The sequence below is a fragment of the Paenibacillus glycanilyticus genome (assembly GCF_051200795.1).
Lineage (GTDB): Bacteria > Bacillota > Bacilli > Paenibacillales > Paenibacillaceae > Pristimantibacillus > Pristimantibacillus glycanilyticus.
In genome coordinates, this window is record NZ_CP195155.1 from 2756728 (window position 1) to 2779713 (window position 22986).

Below are 22986 nucleotides of genomic sequence, written 5' to 3' on the forward strand. Positions count from 1 at the left end.
GATTGGAAACGGAGAATGCGGGAAAAATAAACGGACTACACATAGAGGAGCAGAAAGAGGAATGAGAAAAACATCAGCATGGGTCCATACCTTATGGATCGCAGCCGTTTTGTCCTTGCTGGTTGCGCAGCATCCGGCTGAAGCACAGCAGGGGCCGTTTCATTTCGGATTCAAGAAAAGCGTAGGTGGACAGCTGCCGTCCATTAATGAAGAGGGCTTCAAGGATATTGTCATGAAGCATGGGGCGATTTTTCTCGGGGACACAACCAAGAAGGAGCTGTACATGACCTTCGATAACGGGTATGAGAACGGGTATACTCCGAAGGTGTTGGACGTGCTTAAGGAGAAGCAAGTGCCCGCGATCTTTTTCGTGACGGGGCATTACGTGAAGGACCAGCCGGAGCTGGTAAAGCGAATGGTCAATGAGGGACATCTGGTTGGCAATCATTCCTGGACGCATCCGGATATGACGCAAATCTCGTCGAACCAGATCCGTACGGAGCTCGAAAAGGTAAGGGAGCAGGTCCAATCGCTGACCGGTCAGCAAGCCATGACCTACCTGCGGCCGCCAAGAGGAATCTTCAGCGATAATGTGCTTGCGGTAAGCAAGGAGTCCGGATATACGAACGTATTCTGGTCCGTCGCTTATAAGGATTGGGACGTCAATCAGCAAAAAGGAGCGGGCTTCGCCTTTAATCAAGTCGTCGCGCAGCTTCATCCCGGAGCGGTAATCCTGCTTCATACCGTATCCAAAGACAATGCCGCCGCGCTCGGCTCAATTATTGACGAAGCCCGCAAGCAAGGCTATGAATTTAAAAGTCTCGATCAAATGACTGTCAAGACGTATGGCAATTAATTCGAAATAAGATGCTCGGAAGGTTCAAGAACGATAGACCAGCCGAACGGATCTTCAACCGTACCCTTTTGAATACCGGTCAGCGTGTCGTACAGCTTTTGCGACAGCTCGCCGGTATTTCCTCCGTTAATGACGTAACGCGTACCTTCCCAAGACAATTCTCCGATTGGAGAAATAACAGCGGCAGTACCCGTACCAAACGCTTCAACAAGACGGCCTTCCTGATGAGCCGTAATCACTTCGTCAATCGACAGCTGTCTTTCTTCTACCGGCACGTTCATATGCTTGAGCAGACGGATGATCGAGTCGCGCGTAATACCGTCCAGGATACTTCCATTCAGGGCAGGGGTTACAACCGTACCGTCAATGTTGAAGAAGACGTTCATGCTGCCGACTTCCTCGATATATTTGCGGTGAACGCCGTCCAGCCACAGAACCTGGGATGCGCCTTGCGCATACGCTTCTTCTTGCGCTTTCAAGCTTGCCGCGTAGTTGCCGGCAGTCTTCGCGTTGCCCACGCCGCCGCGTACCGCGCGAACGTATTGGGATTCCACGTGGATTTTAACCGGATGAATGCCTTCCGCGTAGTAAGAGCCTACCGGGGACATGATGATCATGAACATGTATTGCGTCGATGCGTTAACGCCAAGCTGGGCTTCTGTTGCGATAACGAATGGACGTACGTACAGGGAAGTTTCCGCGTCGGAAGGGATCCAGTCACGGTCTGTCAAGATAAGCTGCTTTAGTGCTTCAAGCGCCAGTTCCTCGTCAACGGCAGGGATGCTGAGACGCGCGTTGGAACGGTTGAGGCGCGCCATGTTCTGCTCCGGACGGAACATACGGATTTTGCCATCGCCGGTCAGGTAAGCTTTAAGGCCTTCAAAGATCGTTTGGCCATAATGGAACACTTTTGCCGCCGGATCGAGCGAAATCGGCTGATAAGGGACGATACGCGGGTTGTACCAGCCGCCCTTGGCTGCATCATAGTCCAAAATGAACATATGGTCCGTGTAGTACTTGCCGAATCCAAGCTCGGATGCTTTAGGTTTTTGCTTTTTGTTAGTAGAAAGTTCTATGGTAATGGCCTTGTTCATCGTCTTTGATCTCTCCTTGTTGCTCGTTTATAGTTGAATCGTACCATGCCAGCCGATATATTTAAAGTATCTGTTTTATCGCGAACGCATACCGAAAAGGTATATTGGGGGCTGGTTATGGATATTCGACAGTTAAGGTACTTTTTGGCGATCGCCAAGGAAGGACAAATTACCCGGGCAGCGAAAGCGCTTAATATGGAGCAGCCGCCGCTAAGCCGTCAACTGAAGCTGATGGAGGATGAATTAGGCGTAACTTTGTTTGACCGGAGCGGGAAGGGGCTAAGTCTGACGCATGCTGGCGAGCTTCTGCGGGATAAAGCAGAGAAGCTGCTGCAGGAATTTAACGAAACCATGCATGAGGTTAAGGAGCTCGACGCGGGCTTGCACGGCATGCTGGCTATCGGTTCGGTTGTGTCCTGCATTTCGCTGTTGCCGCCGCCCATCGAGCAATTCCGCAGACTGTATCCGAATGTAACGTTCAAAATCTGGGAAGGCGATCACTTCATTCTCGGCAATCTGCTGGAGAAGCGGGATATCGAGCTGATTGTGGCGAGGCTTCCCTTTGAATCGACGCTGCATACGCAGCCCTATTCGGTGCTTCCGCTTCCTTCCGATCCGTACGTAGCCGTTCTTCCTGCCAGCTGGGTGAGTGCCCCGGATAAAAATACGATGCTGATGAGCGAGCTTGCGGATATGCCGTTTCTGACCCTCAAGACGGACAAAACCATCGGGATGCATCATCGCGTAATGATTGAAGCGAGGGCTCATGGCTTCGAACCAAAGGTCATCTGCGAATGCTCAAGCGTTGCGATCATTGTAGCCCTTGTGGCGGCCGGTATCGGCGCGACGGTATTTCCCAAATCGGTTATGGCCTCGTTTCCGCTTCCTACCATTAAAATGCTTACCATCTCGGATGCCGATTTTCAATCGGAGGTCGGCATTATCTGGCTGAAGGACCGGTACCTGTCGAAGAGTGCCCGGAACTTTATCCGTTTGTTCGAAGAATAAAAAAAGGATGCAGCATCGTATGCTGCATCCTATTCTTTATCCGTTCACTTTGATCTCGAGAAGTTCATATTTGATGACGCCGATTGGCGCATCCACGCTGATGACGTCCCCAACGGATTTGCCCATAAGCGCCTGGCCCATCGGGCTCTCGTATGAGATCTTGTTCTCGAATACGTCGGCTTCCGCAGGTCCTACGAGGCGGTATTCGATTTTTTCCGCGACTTCAATGTCGTTCAGAACCACAATGGAGCCTACGCCAACTTTCGTTGTATCTTTCGAATTGGATACCCGGGCCGTCTTGAGCATTTTCTCCAGCTGCGCAATGCGGGTTTCCATGAAGGCTTGGTCGTCTTTCGCCGAATGGTATTCGCTGTTTTCCTTCAGGTCTCCATAGCTGATGGCTACTTTCAGACGATGCGCCAGCTCGGAGCGTTTGACCGTCTTCAGCTCTTCCAGCTCATCCTCTAATTTTTTTAGTCCTTCAGGGGTTAAAATGATTTCGTTTTGTGCCAAGCTCGACAACTCCTGCCATTGATTTTCGTTGATTCGTTTCCTACATCTTACACTATCCGTTAGGGAAAAGAAACTTGGGCAAAGCTCCCAGCAGGAATATAAAACTAACATATTTCTAACTAAAACGAAATCGAAAACTCAAATTTATAGTGTAGGATATGTCGTGCTGGCATCGCGTATATCTTTTTTCGAACGGACCTCGATCAACATGAACAACCACCCCAGACAGAGGTCTTTTTGACATGCCGCCGCCGACATTACAGAGAGGGAGTCATTGAGAGAAATGCTGAAGAAGAGGTTCGAACTACCCAGGTTATTTCAAACGCGGAAAATTGCCCACCGCATGTTGATCACGACGCTGATTATCGCGATTGCGATTGTAGCGTCCATGTCGACAGCTTTATTTCTTGCGAACTCCTCGTTGTTCAAGAGCCAGATCAAGAGGGAGCTTGCCCAGCAGGCCGATGTCATTACCGCAAGGCTCGACGAAGAGCTGCAGTCCAAGGTATCCAAAATCAACGCCCTGGCGGGAGTTGGGCAATACTATGGCCGGGATGCCGGTAAGCACCTGGAATTGATTGAGCATTTCATTAAAGAAAATCCGGAATTGATGTCCCCGGGCTATTCGCTTGACATGACAGGCAAAAATTTTGTTGCCACGCAATCCGGCGACAAGATTGATTTGTCGGAACGGCCGTATTTCAAATCCTTGTCGGAAGGCAATTTGACGGTCAGCGATCCGCTGGTGAATAAACTCGATCCTTCCAAGGTATCTATCGTAATCGCAGCACCTCTCAAACAGGATGGAAAAGCTTACGGCTTCTATGCATTCGGTTATGAAATTAACAAAGCCGCGGCGATTGTAAGCGAAACGAAAGTCGGAAAAACCGGCTACGCGATTCTGCTGGACAGCAACGGGCTTGTTGTCAGTCATCCGAAAGCAGACTTGGTCATGAAGAAAACCGTTTACGACATGAATATGCCGGAAACCGTGAAGGCTTTCGAAATGGCTAAGCAGGGCAAGGACACGAACTACTCCTATACCTTTAACGGAGAGAAAAAGATCGGCTATGCCGAAGCGACGCGGAACGGCTATGTCATTCAATTATCGATCTCGGAGCAAGAAGCGATGCAGCCCGTTACGAACATGCTCTGGAAAACGATCGGCGTTGCTCTCGCGGTAACCCTTCTTGCTCTAATCGCTACCTATATATCCGCCAATCAAATGGCGAAACCGATTGTCTACATATCAAATGTCATTAAAACCCTCGCAAGCGGGGATCTGCGGCCAAGACTGGAAGTCAAGGCGAAAAACGAGCTTGGCCAGCTTGCGGATAATATGAACGAGATGCTTGATTCGTTCTCCGATACGATAAGCAAAGTCAGCTTCGCGGCAGAGCAGCTGGCCGCTTCCTCCGAAGAGCTGACTGCTTCATCCATTGATTCCGTCGATATTTCGAGCCGTATCGGAGAAGCGATACATAATGTGGCATCAGCCGGGGAGAATCAAATGATCTCTGCCGAGCAGACCTCTACTGCGATGGAAGAGATGGCTTCCGGCGTGCAGCGGATTGCCGAATCCTCATCGGTCGTTGCGGAAGCTTCGCAGACCTCGCTTGAAGAAGTGCAGCTTGGCCAGGTTGCCGTCACTCATGCCGTTGAGCAGATGAAGCTTATTCACGCATCCACAATCAAGTCGGCCGATGAAGTCCGCGATCTGGAGCTTAAGTCGAACCAGATCGGCAGCATTGTATCGGTTATTCAGGAAATCACGAATCAGACGCAGCTGTTATCGCTTAATGCATCCATTGAAGCTGCACGGGCAGGGGAGCATGGCAGAGGTTTTGCCGTAGTCGCCAATGAAGTGAAAAAGCTGGCGGAGCAGTCGGCGCAATCCGCGTCCGAAATTACGGCGTTGATCCAGGAAGTACAAGGAACAACGATACGCGCCGCACATGCGATGAATCAAGGCGTGAATGATGTAGAGATTGGATCGAAGCTTATTAATGAAGCGGGCGAAGTATTTGGCCGCATGACCGCAACGTTCCAGGAGATCTCCAGTCAAATCCAAGAGGTGTCTGCCGCATCGGAGCAAATGTCCGCGGGGACGGAAGAGGTTACGGCGTCGATGACCGAGATTGTATCGATGACGCAAACCACGCATAACCATTCTCAAGATATTTCGCAGGGGGCCTCGAAGCAGCTGTCATCCATGAAGGATATTTCGGCGTCTGCCGAGGATTTGAGCCATATGGCACAGCATTTGCAGGAAGTGCTGTCGAAATTCAAAACGAATTAACAGGTTTTGATTATTTATATCGAAAATGGTACAGTATGGAAGGGTAGCCATCCAACGATTTTATAATCGTCATACAAGGAGAGATTGAGATGTCAGTTGATGCTTATTTGAACTTTGACGGAAATTGCCGTGAAGCGGCGGAGTTTTATGCCGAAGTATTTGGACTGGACAAGCCTAAACTGATGACGTTTGGCGAAGTTCCTCCCAACCCGGAATATCCTTTGCCGGAAGAAGCGAAAAACTTGATCATGCACACGCGCCTGAATATTGGCGGCAGCAACGTGATGTTCTCCGACGTATTCCCGGGCATGCCGTTTACGGTAGGCAACAATATTTCGCTGGCCTTCGTGGAGGAAGACGAAGCCAAACTCCGTTCGGCCTTCGATCGTCTGAAGGTTGGCGGCAACATCGCGATGGAGCTGCAGGAGACGTTCTGGAGCAAGCTGTACGGTCAGGTTACCGATAAATTCGGTATTCATTGGCAGTTCAATCTCGGAATTGGCGAATACTAACTAATAGTTATCTAACAAAAATAGAAGGAACCAGTAGTCTGTTTGGGCAGGTACTGGTTCTTTTTTTATACCTGAAAGGAGTATCGCATAAGGCATGATTAAGAAGATGACGCATTCCAATAAAGATGATTATAACAAGTCCAACGAAAGCTTCCTTGTAACCGGACGTATAATCCCCAAGTTTGAAAACGATCATTGGACCTATATGGAAGAGAGCTTTTCTGAACCGTACTTGAAGAAATATGATAACGATGATATTGACGACTCGTATATGGAGGATGCCGAAAAGGCTGTTTTTTTCTACTACGCGGACGATAAATGCATTGGCCGGATTAAACTCCGTTCCAATTGGAACGGCTTTGCGCTTGTAGAAGATATCGGGGTATCCGCCAGCAGTCGTCAGCAAGGCATCGGAACCCGATTGCTAGAAAAAGCGGTCGAGTGGGCAAGGCAAAATCATCAGATTGGTCTTATGCTCGAGACGCAAGACGTCAATTTATCTGCATGCCGTTTCTATGCCAGGAATCAGTTTATAATCGGCGGAGTGGATACGATGCTCTACTCCAAATTTTCCACGGCACGGGAGAAGGCTATATTTTGGTATCGCAAATTTTAAATACGGTTTAGCAGAGAGTAGATGTAAGTATCATACGCCTTCCCGTCTTGAACCATATAGTCCCTTAGAATGCCTTCTTGTTGAAACCCCAGCTTTGTCAGCAGATGATTCGAGGCTACGTTTTCCTTAAACACTACGGCACCAATGCGATTGAGCTTAAGTTCTTGAAATCCGAACTGCAGAACTGCGGAAATCGCTTCCGAAGCGTATCCATTCCTCCAGGATTCGGGAAGAAGCTCATATCCAACCTCGGCTCTTCTATGCTTGGGAGACCACTGATTAAAGCCGACGGTTCCGATAAGATTCTTTGCTTCCTTACGTTCTATTCCCCAGCGAATGCCGCGCTTTTCCGCATAGCTTCTTGAGAAAAAATCAATAAGTGCCTGTGCTTGGTCCATGTGCTCCAACGCTTCTTGTCCGTAATACATGGTAACCTGTTTGTTCGAAAAGCAAGCAAAGATGTCCGATCGATCCTCGCACGTGATCTCTCTTAATAGCAATCGGTCAGTCTCTAGAACAGGGAACATGCGGTTCCTCCTTCACGCTACTTTGCAAAACAAGAACAAATGTTCTATAATGGGCTTATGACTACGACAAAGAGATTATCGAAGAGAGGTACTCCATTGGCTGAGCCGTTAAAAGATATGTACGACGAAGCTTTCCTGCGGCAATTCGCGGATAAAGTGCTGGCCGCTTATCCATCGTTTGCGAAAGAGGCTTTTGTGACTGAAGTTATGAATGAAGAGTGGAACGAGCTGGCGTTGAAAGGGAGGATCAGGCAAATCTCAACGGTACTGGGCAGGCATTTGCCGGCAAATTACGGCGACGCGCTTGCAGTCTTGTATGCGATCTGCGAGGAGTGCAGCGGATTCCCGTATCTGTTCTTCCCGGATTTCGTTGAGGTGTACGGCGGAGCCGAGGAGCATTGGGAGCTGTCCATGCAAGCCCTGGAGAGATTTACTCCGAAATCTTCGGCGGAATTCGCCGTCCGCGTGTTTTTGCTGCGTGATCCCGAGCGTATGATGAAGCAAATGCTGACATGGGCAAGCGACCCGAATGAACATGTGCGAAGACTGGCAAGCGAAGGCTGCAGGCCTCGTCTTCCATGGGGCCAAGCTCTTCCCGTCTTTAAGAAAGACCCTTCGCCGCTGCTTCCGGTACTGGAATTGTTGAAGGCGGATCCTTCACTTTACGTGCGCAAGAGCGTTGCCAACAATCTGAACGATATCGCGAAGGATCATCCGGATGTTGTACTGGGCATAGCCCGGCGCTGGCAGGGGCAGGATCCTTACACGGATTGGATCATCCGTCATGCTTGCCGGAATCTGGTTCGCCAAGCACATCCGGAGGCTCTGGCCATTTTCGGTTATGCAATGTCCGATGATTCGACCCCCATTGTTACGTCCGCAGATCTGCAGGCCCGGCCTTCCATTCTGGCAATCGGGGACAGCTGCAGACTGGAATATGCCTTGCAAATCCAAGAGGGAGAGCCGATGCATCTTAGGATTGAATACGGAATAGATTTCGTGAAATCGGGCGGTAAAACTTCACGCAAGTTGTTCCTCTTATCAGACAAGACGGTTCCGGGCGGTTCAAAGCTTTCTGGCAGCAGGGTTCACCGGTTCGCGGATTTATCTACCCGGCGGCATTACGTGGGAGAGCACCGTATCGTGCTGATGGTAAATGGTATTGAAACGGCTTCCACGGTAATTGATCTGCGACCGCAAGCTGAATAGAGAGAAGAAGAGCTATGCCTTGGCATAGCTCTTTATTTCGAATTGGTAAAAGGCAGCCGGGTACGTCTCCATGGCAAGTCTCTCATTCACTAACGCAAATCCATGCTGTTCGTAAAACTGCCGCAGAGCAGCACGGTCGGCGGCACAGTCCAGCTTCAGAAATCTTTTTTGGGAGGTTCCGGCAAGATTTTTCGCATACCCGATCATTCTGTCAGATAATCCGGTCTTCGCATATTTTCGCCTAATACACAGCTTGTGGAGGTATAAAGCCTCGCCCTCCGGGTCTTCCGGCCAGAAAAAGCGGTCCTCATCCTGCAAAATCATAACCCCTGCAATCTCACCGTCCATAAAGGCCGCAAAAAAATTGTTTATCGTAAGTCCTTCCATCAAGCTGTGCGCTTGAAGATCGGCTTCATCCCACATCCGTTTTTTGTTAGCGGCTATCCAACTTGCGCCTTCCATTAAAACCTGAATAAACAGGTCAATCTCAGACTCGCGAATGCTTCGGATTTCCACGAATGGATTACCTCTTCCCCTGTGAAGTTAGTACGAGATCATTGCGCCCCGTTCGTCGAATACGGCAGAGGGATTCCAGGCCACTTCCCACAGGTTGTTCTCCGGATCGGCGAAATACGCCGTACGGCCTCCCCAGAACGCATCGCTAGGCTCTCTTAATATCGTACCGCCAATCTCTCGGATTTGTTCAATGACCGAGTCTACTTGCGAAGGCTCGTCCAAGTTAATGGCAAATGAAACCGCACGGTAGCTATTTCTGTCTTGGGTAAAGGTTATTCCGGCATCCTTGGCGAGTTCTTCAATCGGGAATAGGGTCAAAATGACGCCTGCGGTTGTAAATGCAGCATAGTTATCCGAACTGTGGGCGGTTTCCTCCCAGCCAAGCTTCTGGTAGAAAGCACGAAGCACAGGTAGATCGTAAGCACCAATCGTGATCAAGCTGACACGCTGAGGGATCATATCGGTTGTCCTCCTAAAAAATATGAAATATTGGAATATGGAACCAATTATACCGTTTTGGAATTTGGAGAGGCAATAGAGAAATGCGAACAGCTAGTTATGTTAAAAACCTTTTGCACGTAAATATATAGATTGCAGCAGCGGTTGTAATTGTACGTTGAGCCTTTGGAGAAGCACGGGGAGGTGGAACGGATGAAACGCCGGAAACCGATGAAAGGCGCTTTGGGAAACCAAAATAGACATAAATCCAAAATAAAAGGATTTGGGCAAGAAACGGGTACGGTTTTGCAGCTTCTGCAAGAGTTAAGGACGATTATACCTATTGTGCTGAAGGATGCTCCAACTCCCCAAGCAATCGTATACCTTCAGGAGCTTTTAAGCAGGCTGCTGAAAATAACGGAGTGCTCGAGAATAAAAAATGCGAACAAAGCCCGTCTGGTTGCCAGAATAGAGCTGGCACTAGTAACGGCTAAAATAACTCCTTTTGCAACCCTGAGCGTCGGTATTGCCTTACAGCAACTGATGAATGTTTTGTTGTCTATCGTGAGGCAGGGTTGTCTGGATCCCAGTTATACGAGCAGGTTCATAACGATTATTTCTTCTATTCAGGCAATATTGGCGGATGCGTTAAGATGCCATTGCCAACCGGGTGCAACGGGAGCTACAGGGCCGGCAGGACCTGCGGGGCCTCAAGGTGCGCAAGGAGCGCAAGGAGCGCAGGGGGCGCAAGGAGCACAAGGTGTGCAAGGGCTTGTTGGAGCAACCGGTGCGACTGGGGCGGTAGGTGATCCGGGAGTAACGGGTTCAACCGGTGCAACCGGTGAAGCAGGAGCAACTGGGCCAACAGGGCCAACAGGGGCAACCGGTGTAACAGGGCCAACAGGCAGTAGCGGAGGTGAAACCGGAGCTACAGGTAATACTGGCGCAACAGGAGTTACAGGAGCGACGGGAGCAACGGGAGCCAAAGGGGCGACGGGAGCAACGGGTGCGACAGGGGCAACGGGAGCGACGGGCGAGACGGGTGCGACAGGAGCGACAGGGGCAACGGGAGCAACGGGAGTAACGGGCGCGATGGGGGCAACGGGATCCACGGGGGCAGCGGGAGCTACGGGAGCTACGGGAGCTACAGGAGCGACAGGTGCGACGGGGGCGACAGGCGAGACGGGAGCAACGGGAGCGACAGGAGCCACAGGTGCGACGGGTGCCACGGGAGCAACAGGAGCAACAGGAGCCACGGGAGCTACAGGGGCCACGGGAGCGACGGGAGCGACAGGTACGACAGGAGCCACAGGCGAGACGGGAGCAACAGGAGCCACGGGGGCAACGGGAGCCACGGGAGCGACGGGAGCGATAGGGGCCACGGGAGCGACAGGGGCGACAGGCGAGACGGGAGTAACGGGCGCGACGGGAGCCACGGGAGCGACGGGTGCGACAGGAGCGACGGGAGCCACGGGCGCGACAGGGGCAACAGGAGCGACGGGAGCGACGGGAGCGACGGGGCCGACAGGAGCGACGGGAGCAACGGGAGCGACGGGACTTACAGGAGCGACAGGGGCAACGGGAGCAATAGGAGCCACGGGAGCAACGGGAGCCACAGGTGCGACGGGTGAGACAGGTGCCACAGGCGAGACGGGAGCAACGGGGGCAACGGGAGCCACGGGAGCCACGGGAGCCACGGGCGCGACGGGCCCGACAGGAGCAACGGGAGCCACAGGAGCAACGGGTGCGACAGGGGCCACAGGAGCAACGGGAGTAACTGGTGCGACAGGAGAGACGGGAGCAACAGGAGCCACGGGAGCAACGGGAGCCACAGGTGCGACAGGCGCGGCGGGAGCGACGGGAGCGACAGGTGCAACGGGAGCTGGAGCGACGGGAGCGACGGGAGCCACGGGGGCAACGGGAGCGACAGGTGCAACGGGAGTAACGGGCGCGACAGGTGCAACGGGAGCCACGGGAGCCACGGGGACAGCGGGAGCGACGGGAGTTATGGGTGCGACAGGTGCGACGGGTGAGACTGGAGCGACAGGAGCCACAGGTGAGACGGGAGCCACGGGAGCCACGGGGACAGCGGGAGCGACGGGTGCAACGGGAGTAACGGGCGCGACAGGTGCAACGGGAGTAATGGGCGCGACGGGGGCAACGGGAGCCACGGGGGCAGCGGGAGCTACGGGAGCGACAGGTGCGACGGGGGCAACGGGAGCCACGGGGGCAGCGGGAGCTACAGGTGCGACAGGTGCGACGGGGGCGACAGGCGAGACGGGAGCAACGGGAGCAACAGGAGCAACGGGAGCAACAGGAGCAACGGGAGCAACGGGAGTAACGGGCGCGACGGGGGCAACGGGAGCTACGGGTGCAACAGGTGCTACGGGTGCAACAGGGGCGACGGGAGCGACGGGCGAGACGGGAGCAACGGGGGCGACAGGTGCGACGGGCGCGACAGGTGCAACGGGTGCGACAGGTGCGACAGGTGAAACCGGAGCTACAGGTAATACTGGCGCAACAGGAGCAACAGGAGCCACGGGGACAGCGGGAGCGACGGGAGCGACGGGAGCGACGGGAGCGACGGGACTTACAGGAGCGACAGGGGCAACGGGCGATACGGGAGCCACGGGCGATACGGGAGCCACGGGAACCACGGGAGCGACAGGAGCGGCGGGGGCGACGGGAGCGACAGGTGCGACGGGAGCGACAGGAGCAACTGGTGCGACAGGAGCAACGGGGACGACGGGTGCCACGGGAGCGACAGGTGCAACGGGCGAGACGGGGGCGACAGGGGTAACGGGAGCTACAGGAGCAACTGGTGCGACGGGAGCCACGGGAACCACGGGAGCGACGGGGGCGACAGGTGCAACGGGCGAGACGGGTGCGACAGGGGTGACGGGAGCTACAGGAGCTGCAGGAGCCACGGGTGCGACAGGAACTACAGGAGCCACGGGTGCGACAGGGACGACAGGCGAGACGGGAGTAACGGGCGCGACAGGAGCGACAGGAGCAACGGGTGCGACAGGGGCGACGGGCGAGACGGGAGCGACAGGGGTGACAGGCGAAACAGGAGCAACGGGAGCGACGGGGGCCACGGGAGCCACGGGTGCGACAGGAGCGACAGGAGCGACGGGTGCGACGGGTGAGACTGGAGCCACGGGAGCAACAGGCGCGACAGGGGCCACGGGAGCTACAGGAGCTACTGGAGCTACGGGAGCCACGGGAGCCACGGGAGCCACGGGAGCGACGGGTGAGACGGGAGCGACAGGGGCCACGGGCGCGACGGGAGCGTCAGGGGAAACGGGAGCGACAGGTGCAACGGGATCGACAGGAGCCACAGGCGAGACGGGAGCAACGGGAGCAACGGGAGTCACGGGAGCTACAGGAGCGACGGGTGCGACAGGTGCCACAGGCGAGACGGGAGCCACGGGAGCGACAGGTGCGACAGGGGCCACAGGAGCGACAGGTGCAACGGGCGAGACGGGTGCCACAGGAGCAATAGGAGCTACAGGTGCGACGGGAGCAACAGGAGCCACAGGAGCCACGGGAGCAACAGGTGCGACAGGGGCCACGGGAGCTACAGGAGCAACAGGAGCCACGGGCGCGACAGGAGCGACAGGTGCAACGGGAGCCACGGGAGCGACGGGGCCGACGGGCGAAACAGGAGCCACAGGTGCGACGGGGCCGACAGGAGCAACGGGAGCCACGGGTGCGACAGGTGCGACAGGTGCAACGGGGGCGACGGGAGCGACAGGTGCAACGGGAGCCACAGGAGCCACGGGAGCCACAGGAGCCACAGGCGCAACAGGCGCAACAGGAGCTACGGGAGTGACAGGAGCCACAGGAGCTACGGGCGCAACAGGAGCTACAGGAGCAACAGGAGCAACGGGAGCAACGGGAGCAACAGGAGCTACCGGCCCGAACATCCTGACGGAAGGGTTTTCGGGATTTATAAGTACGCTGAATTTGGCGGCAAGCCAGCAATTGACCAACTGGTCGACGGCTTCGCCGTATTTTACAAGCGCCAGCTTTAACGCCGTCACAGGCAATTATACCGTTCCGGTTACAGGCAGATATGAAATCCTGGCGACGATCAACTATTCAACAACAGCCGCAATAACCTTATCTCTAGGAGCAGGTATAAATCCCTCCTTTGCCGTCCAACGAACTTCGCCAACGGCTACGACGCTTATTAGCGGATTATTCCCGCTTCTCAATGTTAACGTTACGCTTCTCAACCTTAGGGCCATATTGGGGAATGGCACGGTTACCTTATCCGGCGACGTAACTTTGAATGCGGGAGACGTAATCGGATTGTTTTACAATGCGGATGGGTTAACCGTTGCGCTTATATTAGGCGGGGCCAACTCGGGAGGAATTGTCTGGAGCATGCACCGTTTAACTTAAAAAGAGACAGCAGCACGATGGTTCCTCAGGCCAACGTGCTGTTTTTTTGCTCTTAAAAAGCAGTGTCGTAATACTTTTGCCGTGTTCCTTGATTGGAAGATATGTGAAAATGCGATTAGAAGTTGTGAAGGAAGAAGGGAATGAACCTTATGGCCATCGTGCAGTTGAAATCTACGAATCCGAAATTTTCTTATCTCTTAAAAAAGAATCCGGGCTCCGGCATGCAAATCCGATCCGTCCGGAAAGGTATGGCCTTTGGCTGGTATACCAACGACTCGGCTTACAATGTCTATTTCAAGGATGCGGACAATGAAATTTCCTATAAAGAAAGCGAAGAGGAACAATTCGAATATTTGAATGTTTCCAGGTACAATACGCCGTTGCTTCCGCTTAATGCCATCAACGAATATTTTTCGGCACCTTACAAAACCCGGCATGAAGAGGATATAGACGGATTCGTGCATGCTTTCCACATCAATATGGTTCATGTGGAATGGGTCCGCTACGTCGAGATGTTCGAGAAGCACATGCGGGATTGCAGCTTCGAATATCAATCGTTATCCGGCAAGAGCTATGCGTTAACGGTCACAACCGAGAAGAGCTTGTATCATTTCCTTCATGTGGTTAGCGTCCTCTGCCTGTTCCTGGCCATGTCGGGCAAGGAGTATATCGATATCAACGATGAAGTTCTGGACAAATATATTCATAGCATTCAAGTCATTGATGCTCCCTTTTATATTCGCAGCCTATTCGCTAGAAACTTCCTGCAGTCCAAGTCGAGCTTCTGGAAATACAAACAGGCATTGGAGCATACGGAACGTTACGCCATTGACTTTGATTTCGGCGGAACGGCGTTCCAGAGAAGGAATTATATCGGCAGCTCCCTTACATTCGATAAATCTATATTGGATGTCGGCTGCGGGGAAGGCTTTTACGCGATACCTTTCTCCAAAAAGATAGAGGGAAGCTATTATGCGATCGATATTAACGAGGAGCAGCTTGCAGCCGTTGAACGTAAAGCAAGCTTGAAAGAAATCGAGAACATTGCGCTTTACCGGTCGATTGAGCATTTCTTGGAGGATTACAACGGGGAACAGGTCGATATTATCCTGACCGAGGTTATCGAGCATATGAGCATGGATGATGCCAAGCAGCTTATTCAAACGATTTGTGCCCATATCGAGTTCGATCAATTTATTTTGACAACGCCTAATGCTGACTTTAATCCCTATTACGAGCTTCAGAACATGAGGCACGAAGATCACAAATGGGAGATGACGCAAAAAGAATTCCGGCATTGGTTCGAGGATATCATTCATGAAATCAAATGGGATATGGAATTTATCGCAATCGGCGATGGCGTGAACGGCATCCGGACAACGCAAGGCGTTATTTTGAAGAAAAGAGGGGCATAACCATGCAGATCTCAACAAAAATCCATACCATCTTTCTAATGGTCGGCTCAACGGAATGCGGGAAGTCTACCTTCGCGAACGAAATATTGATTCCGGGCCTGAAGTTCCGGGATGAAGAGAAGGGCATTACATCCAATATACAATACTTGTCCTCGGATTCCATCAGGCAGGAGGTATTGGGCTTTGATTACGATAAATATGACCGGGTCATGCTGGAAGCAAGCGATCAGGCTTTTCAATTGTTGTTTACCAAGCTGAAGCTTGTAACCTCCTTTCCGGTCAATGCGGAATTCGTCATTGTAGATACAACGGGGCTGGCAGAGGATTTCCGCGCAAAAGTGAGAGAAATCGCCCATGAGAACAACTACAATGTGGAAGTTATCCTGTTCGATTATCGCAACCGTGCCGATTATTACGCCTCCGAGCGTTCCAAAAAGGTGATCACGGCACACCTTAACCGTCTCAAGACCGAAGTGCTGCGTTCTTTATCCAGAGAAGGCTATACCGCCGTTCACAAAATAAGGGCCAAAGATTTCTACTCCGTCACGGAGAAGAAAACAAATCCCGAATACCGGGTTCAAATTGAGAATCTGGATGACTACCTGGCAACCGCGCTGCCAAGCCGCTATAAATATATCGTGGTAGGAGATATCCACGAATGCCTGGATACGTTCCAATCCCTGCTGCGCAGCTACGGTTATCAGATTGAAGGGAATACCTTAACGCCTGCTGACCGGGTCAAAGATACGAAAATCGTCCTTGTGGGTGATTGGATTGACAAAGGAAAACAGACCAGGGACACGATTCAGTTTCTTTATGAGAATCGGGAGCATTTCTATTTTGTGCTGGGCAATCACGAAAATTTCGTTCACAAGTATTTAAAAGGGGATGTACAGGGAGTCGACCAGGAGCTGCTGCATACGTATTTCGACTCCACGCAGGTGCTTGCCGGCGATCCGGAGCTGCTTGAGCAATTTCATCAGCTTGTTGCGGTGTCGAAGCCTTTTTACCGCCTGGTTGGCGGCAACGGTTCTTCCTTTTATGTCACTCATGCGCCATGCCGGAACAAATATATCGGCAAGCTGGATACGCATTCGGTTCGCCATCAGCGGAATTTTCGGATTGACCGCGAAGCAGAGTTGGAGTCGCAGCTGAAATTTCTGGAGGAAGAAGCGGTGAGCAATTATCCGTTTCATGTATTCGGGCATGTCGCCGCGAAGAATGCGTTCCGGATCAAAAATAAAGTCCATGTCGATTCCGGCTGCGTGCATGGTAACGCACTAACCGCTGTGAGCCTGTCTTATAAGCCATTTTATAAGTCCCAGCCATCCAAACAGGCTTATATGACCGAGGAGCTGAAACCATTATTTGTGTCGGTACGAAAAGTAGCGGTTCAGGATTTAGGGGAAGAGGAGCTGCGCCGCCTACGCTACGCCACTCATCACAAGATCAATTATATTTCCGGAACGATGGCTCCGGCGGATAAGGATGATTCGGCGGGCCAATTGGAATCTATCCGCAAAGGTTTGCAGTATTACGCGGAGCGCGGTGTGAAGGAAGTTGTGCTGCAGCCGAAGTATATGGGCTCGAGATGCAATATTTATCTCCATGCCGATGCGGAGCAATGCTTTGCGATCAGCCGTAACGGATACAAAATCAAGAAAGTGGATATGAACGGCATCTATTCCGGGCTGCTTAACAAATTTGGCGGTTTTATGAGAGATCATGCAATAGAAATGCTTATCCTGGACGGAGAACTGCTTCCTTGGCAGGCAATGGGGGAGGGATTGATCCAGCGGCAATTCAAGCCTATTGAGAAGGCGCTAGAGACCGAGATCGCTTTTCTGCAGCAGAACGGATTTGAAGCGGCTCTTCATCAGTTAGCCGAGGGTTACCGCGCAAGCGGCTTCGAAAAGGATCAACATCATACGCCAAAGGCGGAGTTAAACAAAAAATACGGATCGATCACCTATCAGAACTACAAGCATCTGCCTGCCGTCCTTGATTCCTATGTGCCGCTGGATGTCCACCAGGCTGCTTACGAAACCTATAAACAACAAATGGAGCTGTATGCGGAAGAAGGCGAGCTTGCCTATAAGCCTTTTGCTCTGCTGAAAATCATTTATGAATCCGGTCAAGAGGAGCTTCCGGTAAGCTGGAAAACCTCCGAAATGTATCGCTTTCTCTCGGACGACGAATTCCTGCTCCTGGACTTGACGAAAGAGCACGCAGCTGAGCAATCGGAGCAATTTTTCTCCAAGCTGACCGTCGATCAGAAGATGGAAGGCGTGGTCATTAAGCCGGAAACGAACGGAGATCAGGTTGTTCCATTTATCAAGGTTCGGAATGCGGAGTACTTGTCCATCGTGTACGGGTATGACTATCGATTCCCTCATAAATACAACAAGCTGATGAAGCAAAAGAATGTCAGTCAGAAGCTTCGCACCTCTGCTGCGGAATACCGGATCGGTCAACGGATGCTGGCCGTTCCTCACGCAGAGATCTCGCCGGATAATGAGCATTACAAAAATATCGCAGCAAATCTGCTGTTCGAGGTGGCTAAAGAAAAGGAAATCGACCCAAGGCTATGAGTAGATTATTTCAGGAAAAACGCACTGTTCAGGTGCGTTTTTTCTATTGCTAATGTACAGACAAGCTTGTCGAATGGCACATATAATCTAGTAGAAAAAGGATGGAAGGTGAGCAGCGGATGAGTGATGGATTAACAGGTTATACGGGATTGACAGGTATGACAGGACCACCCGGGCCGCAAGGCATTCAAGGTCCGCCCGGACCTCCCGGACCAACCGGATTAACGGGAAGAACCGGCGCTACGGGACCAACCGGGCCAACAGGACCAACGGGACCAACGGGACCAACGGGATTAACCGGACCGCCCGGGCCGTCCGGGCCGCAAGGAATACCGGGACCGTCGGGTAATCCGTTTACAAGCTTTGGAGACGCCGGAACAGTCTCGGAAATTAAGCCGGTGAGCGGTGAGGCGATCGAGGTGACGGAGCTCTATGATTCGGAGAATACGGATTTGCGGGACGGTGCCATTGTAGTGTCCCATGCCGGCTTATATCTGGTCTCGTATTCCGTCAACGCTACGGTACCTCCCGTGTCGAATGCAACTTTTATCCTTTTCGTAGATGGTGAAGGTATTGGCAAAACAAGAGGAAGGCTTGGCAATGGCAAGAATGGTGATTCCATTACGGCTGGAATAAGCAGAACGCATATCCTTTCTCTTCCTGAAGGAGCGGCAATCAGCCTGGTCGTAGAGAGCATGACGGGCAGCGTTGCCGTGTTCGAGCCTGTCCTGACAGTCATTCGGTTAGGAGATCCCCAAGGTATTTCCAGTATTTTATAATTTCCTATCCTGTGTTATTCTCTCTTTATCCTACATTTGAGGGTGAAGCGAATGACGATGCCTGAGCAAGTCCAAACGGTATTGGATCAATACTTCGCCAGAATGAACAAGGATCTGCCCGGCCTATTGGAAGCCTTCTACCTGTTCGGATCCATCTCGCTTGCCTCCTTTCAGGAAGGGGTTAGCGATTTGGATTTTGCGGCAGTCACCTACCGGCCGTTAACGGAGCAAGAAGTGAAGGTCCTCGAGCGGATCCATTTCGATCTGGAAAAAAGCCGTCCGAAGATCAGCTTGGACGGCAGGTACATATGGAAGGCGGATTTGGACAGTCTCGAAGATCAGGATTGCCCTTACTATTATTTTAATAGCGGCAGGTTGGTCGGATTAGAGCGGTTATCCAAAAATTCGGTTGATGCGTTCCAGCTCAAGCATTACGGGATGGCGATAATCGGGCCGGCTCCCCAAACCTTCGGCTATACGATTGATTGGGATGTCTTAATCCGTAACATGAAGTTGAATTTAGAGCACTATTGGCTGAAATGGAAAAGACGAGCTGAGAAATTTCCTTCCTTGCCTTACTTCGGCATGTTCATGAAAGGCTGGATGATTGAGTGGGGTGTGCTTGGCGTTTCCCGCATTTATTACTCGATTAAGGAACGGGATCTGATCTCGAAATCAGGGGCAGGTCAATATGCCATGCGGCATGTACCGGCAAGATGGCATCTTATTTTACGGGAATCCATTCGTTTGCGAGAGGGCAACTCCAAATCCTTGTACCTTAACGTCTTCAAACGCAGACAAGATGCCTTAGCCTATATGGACTATATGATTAAGGAGTGCTTGAATGAATAAGATCGCTGCCGTTATTTTCGATCTGGACCAAACGTTGCTGGATAAACATCAATCCTTAATCGGATTCGCCAATTATCAATATGATGCTTATGCTCTGGAAGCCTATCGTATAGACAAAGGGGAATATATTCGAAAGTTTACGGAAATGAATCATGTCGTTCGTCCGAAGGAAGAGGTCTATAAGGATTTAATCGGGTTTTTCGACATGGACAGCTCCTTGCTTGCCGTTATGCTGGAGGATCTGAATTGTAATTTTTCGAAGCATGCTATCGGTTATCCGGGGCTTGCGGAAATGCTTATCGGTCTGAAGAAGGCCGCATTCAAATTAGGCATGATTACGAACGGAAGAGCGTTTTATCAGCGGGACAAAATACGGGCTTTAGGCATCGAGGATTATTTTGACGACATTGTCATCTCGGAAGCGGTAGGTTTGCGGAAGCCGGATCCCGCTATTTTTCAATTATCCCTATCCAACCTGAACGTATCCGCAGCGGAGGCCGTTTTTGTAGGCGATAACATGAAGAAAGATATGATACCGGCGAAGGAGCTGGGGATGAGGACCGTATGGAAGCAAAGGGCCGATCCTAACGAGTATACGGACTTCGCATGCGATGATTTATCGGAGATACCGAATCTTATCTACAGTTTCATTCAGACAAAAACCGGGTAACACTTTCGTGTTCCCGGTTTTTCCATTACTTTTTATTAGCGGCCAGAAACTTCTCCATCTCATCCCGGTTCGCATTGTCGCCGGAGGGAGCGGTGTTCGTTACCCCCCAGTAATCGCGCTGGACGGTATCTTTATTAGGGAATGCGTATAAGTCCAAATCATGCAAAATACGGTGCATGAAACGCAAAGCATCCGGATCATGCTTCTTGCGGGCAATATCGGCAAGCTCGATCAGGTTGTTCATATCAATCTGCAGACCTTCGACGCTAGACAGGGCTTTGCCAATGTCTTCGTAATTTTTGGCGTTGAAGACTTCCGACGCGAGAAACTCCTCCCAGGCGGTATCGTTGTCCGGCTTGAAATTATCCAGTCCGCCGCCCGTTACCTTGAGATCGAAGGTCGAATGATACTCCTTAATCTTCGCGATCGCTTTACCTTCCGTCGAATTCGCCGCAAAGTCAACTTGCGGAACATGCAGCGGTTGTACTGTATCCGTTGTTTCCGTTTTATCGGTTGTTTCAGTCTTATCCCCACTATCCATGGCTTTAAGAACGTAATTCGCGCCGATGGCTCCCGCACCGCAGATGAGTACAAAAGCGATTGCAGCGCCAATCAGATTCTCTTTTACTCGCAATGTATAAATCCTCCCTTAGCTGACTGTGACAATCGTAACGTTTAGTGTACCAAAATATGAACCCGTATGGAAATGTTCGAAAGTACCAATGTGCTCACTTCCATCCTTCTAAAGTCTTTATTTCAAATATACATTTTCGTAAAGGAGGGGCAGGATAAGTCGGCATCCCTTATGTATTACTATTACCATCTTCCTGAATTATACAATTGTACGTCTTTATGTTTGGTAAGTTGCGGTGGGAAGGGGGAAAAAGAAAACCTAGTGGCATCAGGTATGCGGGAGTGCAACGAAATGAAACGAAGAAGTAATTTTATTGGAGTATCATATTTAATTTTCTAAGTAAGCAATTAAACAATTGTGCAAAAACGTCGGGTCCTTTAAAATCAAGAAATAGGTCCCGGATAGGTAAGAGCTGGAGGACCTCGGGTAACAGAAGAGGAGATGATACCAATCTCAACGATTCGATTGCACTTATTGCATGCGCAGATTGCACAGCAGTCGGTAGCCGTAAGAACCAGCAAGGGAAAAGTATGGAGCGGGAAAATCGAAAAGGTAGAGGAGCAGTTCGTGCAGCTGCGTTACCAGTCCAACGTGCTTGTGCATGTTCCGATCTCTGTTATCGAGGAAGTTAGGCAATATTAGGAAATATTAGGCAAGGAAGAGGCGAGCCTGCATAGGTTTGCCTTTTTTAAATTTTAAGAGCTCATAAGCTGCCTGCCGTTAATCTTGTGCAAGAAAAGTCGGATAGGGAGAATTCCCTTTTGTTAATCTATTGGTGAGGAAAGGAGGGGAAACGGATGAATACGCTGGAACAAATGAATCAGGCTTTGAAATATATCGAGGATCATTTGGCGGAGGAGATTGATCTCAAGGAAGCGGCCAGAAGGGCACACTGCTCGGAATACCATTTTTCGCGCATGTTCTCGTTTCTTGCCGGGGTTTCCTTGTCTGAATATATCCGAAGGAGAAGACTTACGTTGGCGGCTTTTGATCTGATGAACTTTTCATCCAGAGTGATCGACGTGGCGGTCAAATACGGTTATACCTCCGCGGATTCGTTCAGCAAGGCATTTCAGGCTGTTCACGGGCTTACACCGTCCGAGGCAAGGCAGCAAGGGCAGTCTTTGAAAGCTTTTCCCCGCATGTCCTTTCAATTAACCATAACAGGGGGAGACGAAATGAATTACCGGATTGAAGATAAGGAAGCGTTCCGCATTGTTGGGCTGATGAAGCGGGTTCCGATTGTATTTGAAGGCGTGAACCCGGAAATTGCCGCGATGTGGCAGAGCTTGACCGAGGAGAGGATCCGCGAGCTTAAAGCATTGTCCAACGTGACACCTACAGGCTTAATTAGCGCCTCCGTAAATTTCTCCGAGGGCCGTATGGAGGAAAAAGGAGAGCTAGACCATTATATCGGTGCAGCAACGAGTTCCGCATGTCCGGAGCATTACAGCGAACTGCTGGTTGAAGCCGGAACATGGGCAGTATTCGAAGCGGTAGGGCCATTCCCGGCAACGCTGCAAAATGTTTGGGGACGCATCTACTCGGAATGGTTTCCGTCCTCGAATTACGAAGCGGCGCAAGGTCCCGAAATTTTGTGGAATGAGCATAAGGATACCAGTTCGCCGACGTTCAGGAGCGAGATCTGGATACCGGTCATTCAGAAGGAATAGATCAAGCGATCTTCTATGCGGAGCTGAAAGTAAACGGGGCAATCATTGAAGCCGAGCCTGTCCTATCCGAGCATGATTGGGGAGTGTGGAAGGAATTCTCGGTGAAGGATCCGGACGGTTATGTCATCGGATTTGGTTCCGGGAATAAGAATGAGCAATCTTAATATGGCGTCATGGCGTTAGCTCTTAAGGAAGGTTGAATATAGGTGTCAAAAGCTGTACAGGGACTATCCCTGTACAGCTTTTTTGTTAGAAGCGAGTGGAAATTGCAGCTTGATCCGAACTTCGTTGCCGCGGTGTATTTTTCGTTGCTGCGGTAGATTGATGAAGGATAGCGCGACAAACTATGCTTGGGATCGTCCAGGAAAATCTGC

At 51.4% G+C, this 22986-nt stretch carries 20 protein-coding genes; 14 read left to right on the forward strand and 6 right to left on the reverse strand.

Features of this window, described 5'->3' with window-relative positions; translation table 11 throughout:
* Window positions 1-61: 61 nt before the first annotated feature.
* Window positions 62-856 (forward strand): delta-lactam-biosynthetic de-N-acetylase, encoded by a 795-nt coding sequence (pdaA, locus tag ACR9FF_RS12640; RefSeq protein ID WP_435171431.1) that lies wholly within the window; start codon window positions 62-64, stop codon window positions 854-856.
* On the opposite strand, the gene ACR9FF_RS12645 is transcribed toward pdaA, so the two are convergent.
* Window positions 853-1950 (reverse strand): branched-chain amino acid aminotransferase, encoded by a 1098-nt coding sequence (locus ACR9FF_RS12645; RefSeq protein WP_201003419.1) that lies wholly within the window; start codon window positions 1948-1950, stop codon window positions 853-855. The two genes, pdaA and ACR9FF_RS12645, sit on opposite strands and share 4 nt — an antisense overlap.
* A gap of 117 nt (window positions 1951-2067) precedes the next feature.
* Between ACR9FF_RS12645 and ACR9FF_RS12650 the strand changes: the two genes are divergently transcribed.
* On the forward strand, window positions 2068-2958 hold the full coding sequence (locus ACR9FF_RS12650; RefSeq protein WP_127499201.1) for a LysR family transcriptional regulator: 891 nt from the start codon (window positions 2068-2070) through the stop codon (window positions 2956-2958).
* 36 nt (window positions 2959-2994) lie between these two features.
* Here the strand turns inward: ACR9FF_RS12650 and greA are convergent, their stop codons facing one another.
* The gene (greA, locus tag ACR9FF_RS12655) at window positions 2995-3471 is read right to left on the reverse strand and encodes a transcription elongation factor GreA (RefSeq protein WP_127499198.1); all 477 of its coding nucleotides are present in this window, start codon (window positions 3469-3471) and stop codon (window positions 2995-2997) included.
* Window positions 3472-3814: 343 nt separating this feature from the next.
* On the opposite strand from greA, the gene ACR9FF_RS12660 reads away from it, so the two are divergent.
* The 3 genes from ACR9FF_RS12660 (at window position 3815) to ACR9FF_RS12670 (ending at window position 6898) form a co-directional block, all read left to right on the forward strand.
* Window positions 3815-5770 (forward strand): methyl-accepting chemotaxis protein, encoded by a 1956-nt coding sequence (locus tag ACR9FF_RS12660; protein WP_435171434.1) that lies wholly within the window; start codon window positions 3815-3817, stop codon window positions 5768-5770.
* An 89-nt stretch (window positions 5771-5859) separates the two neighbouring features.
* Window positions 5860-6282 (forward strand): VOC family protein, encoded by a 423-nt coding sequence (locus ACR9FF_RS12665; protein ID WP_127499194.1) that lies wholly within the window; start codon window positions 5860-5862, stop codon window positions 6280-6282.
* A 94-nt stretch (window positions 6283-6376) separates the two neighbouring features.
* Window positions 6377-6898: a GNAT family N-acetyltransferase gene (locus ACR9FF_RS12670; protein WP_435171437.1), complete on the forward strand. Its 522-nt coding sequence runs from the start codon at window positions 6377-6379 to the stop codon at window positions 6896-6898.
* Here the strand turns inward: ACR9FF_RS12670 and ACR9FF_RS12675 are convergent.
* Window positions 6895-7425 carry a GNAT family N-acetyltransferase gene (locus tag ACR9FF_RS12675; RefSeq protein WP_435171439.1) on the reverse strand — a complete coding sequence of 177 codons (531 nt, stop codon included), beginning with the start codon at window positions 7423-7425 and terminating at the stop codon, window positions 6895-6897. The two genes, ACR9FF_RS12670 and ACR9FF_RS12675, sit on opposite strands and share 4 nt — an antisense overlap.
* Before the next feature lie 96 nt (window positions 7426-7521).
* On the opposite strand from ACR9FF_RS12675, the gene ACR9FF_RS12680 reads away from it, so the two are divergent.
* The gene (locus ACR9FF_RS12680; protein WP_435171441.1) at window positions 7522-8634 is read left to right on the forward strand and encodes a DNA alkylation repair protein; all 1113 of its coding nucleotides are present in this window, start codon (window positions 7522-7524) and stop codon (window positions 8632-8634) included.
* A 12-nt stretch (window positions 8635-8646) separates the two neighbouring features.
* Here ACR9FF_RS12680 and ACR9FF_RS12685 read toward each other — a convergent pair whose 3' ends face one another.
* Together ACR9FF_RS12685 and ACR9FF_RS12690 are read right to left on the reverse strand one after the other, a co-directional pair.
* Complete coding sequence (locus ACR9FF_RS12685) at window positions 8647-9150, reverse strand: GNAT family N-acetyltransferase (RefSeq protein ID WP_435171443.1); 504 nt, start codon at window positions 9148-9150, stop codon at window positions 8647-8649.
* 27 nt (window positions 9151-9177) lie between these two features.
* Complete coding sequence (locus ACR9FF_RS12690) at window positions 9178-9609, reverse strand: VOC family protein (RefSeq protein WP_435171445.1); 432 nt, start codon at window positions 9607-9609, stop codon at window positions 9178-9180.
* A gap of 192 nt (window positions 9610-9801) precedes the next feature.
* On the opposite strand from ACR9FF_RS12690, the gene ACR9FF_RS12695 reads away from it, so the two are divergent.
* The 6 genes from ACR9FF_RS12695 (at window position 9802) to ACR9FF_RS12720 (ending at window position 20305) form a co-directional block, all read left to right on the forward strand.
* Window positions 9802-13998, forward strand: a complete 4197-nt coding sequence (locus ACR9FF_RS12695) for a collagen-like repeat preface domain-containing protein (RefSeq protein WP_435171447.1) — start codon at window positions 9802-9804, stop codon at window positions 13996-13998.
* Window positions 13999-14147: 149 nt separating this feature from the next.
* Window positions 14148-15413, forward strand: a complete 1266-nt coding sequence (locus ACR9FF_RS12700; RefSeq protein ID WP_435172096.1) for a class I SAM-dependent methyltransferase — start codon at window positions 14148-14150, stop codon at window positions 15411-15413.
* A gap of 2 nt (window positions 15414-15415) precedes the next feature.
* Window positions 15416-18004, forward strand: a complete 2589-nt coding sequence (locus ACR9FF_RS12705) for a metallophosphoesterase (RefSeq protein WP_435171449.1) — start codon at window positions 15416-15418, stop codon at window positions 18002-18004.
* A gap of 119 nt (window positions 18005-18123) precedes the next feature.
* Window positions 18124-18783 (forward strand): hypothetical protein, encoded by a 660-nt coding sequence (locus tag ACR9FF_RS12710; protein ID WP_435171451.1) that lies wholly within the window; start codon window positions 18124-18126, stop codon window positions 18781-18783.
* A 57-nt stretch (window positions 18784-18840) separates the two neighbouring features.
* Complete coding sequence (locus ACR9FF_RS12715) at window positions 18841-19635, forward strand: aminoglycoside adenylyltransferase domain-containing protein (protein WP_435171453.1); 795 nt, start codon at window positions 18841-18843, stop codon at window positions 19633-19635.
* On the forward strand, window positions 19628-20305 hold the full coding sequence (locus ACR9FF_RS12720) for an HAD family hydrolase (protein ID WP_435171455.1): 678 nt from the start codon (window positions 19628-19630) through the stop codon (window positions 20303-20305). The genes ACR9FF_RS12715 and ACR9FF_RS12720 overlap by 8 nt, the downstream gene beginning before the upstream one ends.
* 25 nt (window positions 20306-20330) lie before the next feature.
* On the opposite strand, the gene ACR9FF_RS12725 is transcribed toward ACR9FF_RS12720, so the two are convergent.
* Window positions 20331-20939: a hypothetical protein gene (locus ACR9FF_RS12725; RefSeq protein WP_127491518.1), complete on the reverse strand. Its 609-nt coding sequence runs from the start codon at window positions 20937-20939 to the stop codon at window positions 20331-20333.
* Window positions 20940-21380: 441 nt separating this feature from the next.
* Here ACR9FF_RS12725 and ACR9FF_RS12730 point away from each other — a divergent pair, with 441 nt between their 5' ends.
* Window positions 21381-21581: a hypothetical protein gene (locus ACR9FF_RS12730; protein ID WP_127491516.1), complete on the forward strand. Its 201-nt coding sequence runs from the start codon at window positions 21381-21383 to the stop codon at window positions 21579-21581.
* Window positions 21582-21736: 155 nt separating this feature from the next.
* Window positions 21737-22612 carry an AraC family transcriptional regulator gene (locus ACR9FF_RS12735; protein WP_435171458.1) on the forward strand — a complete coding sequence of 292 codons (876 nt, stop codon included), beginning with the start codon at window positions 21737-21739 and terminating at the stop codon, window positions 22610-22612.
* Window positions 22613-22986: the final 374 nt, after the last annotated feature.